General features: G+C 44.2%; 1 protein-coding gene. It reads left to right on the plus strand.

The window, feature by feature from the left end; genetic code table 11:
- Positions 1-139 precede the first annotated feature (139 nt).
- The gene (locus HMPREF9439_RS05100; RefSeq protein WP_008863992.1) at positions 140-1,939 is read left to right on the plus strand and encodes an IS1634 family transposase; all 1,800 of its coding nucleotides are present in this window, start codon (positions 140-142) and stop codon (positions 1,937-1,939) included.
- The last annotated feature ends 77 nt before the right edge of the window (positions 1,940-2,016 follow it).

A 2,016-nucleotide genomic window follows, 5' to 3' on the forward strand; every position in this document is an offset into this window, starting at 1 on the left:
TTTTCCCGAGTTTGATAGTTGTTTTTGGGCCTAACCCAAGCCTAATATGGGTTTGAGCCCAAAAATTTTTACCGTCAATGTAGTATAAATGTAGCACTATATGATATAATTAAGAGTATCTCAGTCTTGGAGGGTGGCAATGCCTCTGCACGTTTCAATCGTTTCGGTTAAGAATTACAAGTACATCCGTGTTTATTCAAGCTATCGAAATGAAAAAGGACAGCCTCGCTCCAGACTTATTGAAAATCATGGGCGGCTTGATGCTGCACTGCTCAAGGATCCTCAATACGTTGAGAAATTAAAGGAGCGTATTGTCAAGGAAAATCAGCTTGAAGCGAGCACCAAAGCTCAAGAAGTAGAAAAACAAGCCAAAGAGAGAATGGATAAGCTCTCCCAGACAGCCAAGGGACTCAACGACAAGCCCGGATGTTTTAAGACTTACAACGCCGGTGCCGCACTTATCAGAAAGGTCTGGTCCGACTTGAAGCTGCCGGAGATGTTTAGGCACCTACAGCGAAGCAGAAAGATTGAGTATTCTTATGATCAGACGGCTTATCTGCTGACAGAGCAAAGACTGCTGCAGCCGACGAGCAAATTGAGAAGCTTTGCCAATCGCTCCGGAAGCATTATTGATCACGCAAAAGTCGATCACCTGGAAGATTTATATAAAGTTCTGGATCTCCTCCAGGAAGATAAGGCCACCATCGTGAGGCATCTGAACAAAGAAATCCAGAAGAAAACCAAGAGAAAGGTAACGGCAGCTTTTTACGATGTGACCACCTATTCCTTTGAGAGCCGCTGCGTATCTGACTACAAAGACTTTGGAATCAGCAAAGATCATAAAGTCAATGAAGTCCAGGTTGTTCTCGGGTTAGTCATGGACGAAAACGGCATACCCATCGACTACGAACTCTTTAACGGCAATACCAACGAGTTCGGGACAATGGTTCCGTTAATAGAAAAAATAAAGAAAACTTATCACCTCAAGCAGCTCATTGTCGTAGCAGACCGCGGTCTTAACAGCTGTCAGAATCTGTTTGATCTTAAAGATATCGGCTGCGATTTTGTTATTGCTCAGAAATTCAAAACTACTTCCGAACACTTGAAAGAGCAGATCCTAGACCAAGAAAACTGGCAGAAGTTCGTTTGCAATGACGAGGGAGAAGTTGTTTGCCGATACAAGACGCTAGACGTAAAGCAAGAGCTCTTCGAGATGAGAGAAAGTCCGACGAGGCACCGTAATTACAAGACATCGAATGTTCTTGACACTATGGATCTCAAATGGGTCGTCTCGTATAGTCCGTCGAGAGCCGCAAAGGATAAAGCAGATCGAGACAGAGCCGTTGAAAAAGCCAAGAAGGCAGTTGAGGATCCGAGCCGCCTTAAAAACAGCGGTTATAAATCTCTCGTCAAAATTCCAAAGGGCAAAGGATCGCCCACGCTTAACTGGGAGAAGATTAACGAACAGGCGAAGTGGGACGGATATTACGTAATCTGTACTAACTTGGAAATATCACCGCACGATGCAACAGCGATTTATCGAAAGCTCTGGCAAATAGAAGACTGCTTCAGGGTAAGCAAGACATACCTCGAGGCTCGTCCCTGCTTCGTGTGGACTGATCCTCACATCTACGGCCACTTTCTTAGCTGCTTCATAAGCCTGGTCATTGAAAAGTACATGCTTTATACCTTTAAAAATGAACTAGGCAAAGAAGAGATAACCCACGAGAAGATGCTGGAAGCATTGAGAACGGCTGAAGTTGTCTATGACGATATTAACCCTCAGGTACCATTTTATCTGAGGCTTTATGAGGCCGGTTTATTTGATCGGATGTCGGCACTGTTTAATTTGGAGGTCCTTAACCGAGTTGAGAGTCCGTCAGCCTTAAGGAGGAAACTGCATTTGCCGCTAACAAAGGTTGTAGCTACTCCGACGTAAATTTTAAAATTCTGAGAAGCCTGATGGATTCTAGCTTCTCAATGGATAAAGCTAGAATCCACTGTCAAACTCGGGAG

Origin of the sequence: Parasutterella excrementihominis YIT 11859, assembly GCF_000205025.1 — a bacterium.
GTDB lineage: Bacteria > Pseudomonadota > Gammaproteobacteria > Burkholderiales > Burkholderiaceae_F > Parasutterella > Parasutterella excrementihominis.

Coding starts and splice junctions, on each gene's coding strand:
- HMPREF9439_RS05100 (WP_008863992.1), top strand. CDS start 140: ATGCCTCTGCACGTTTCAATCGTTTCGGTTAAGAATTACAAGTACATC.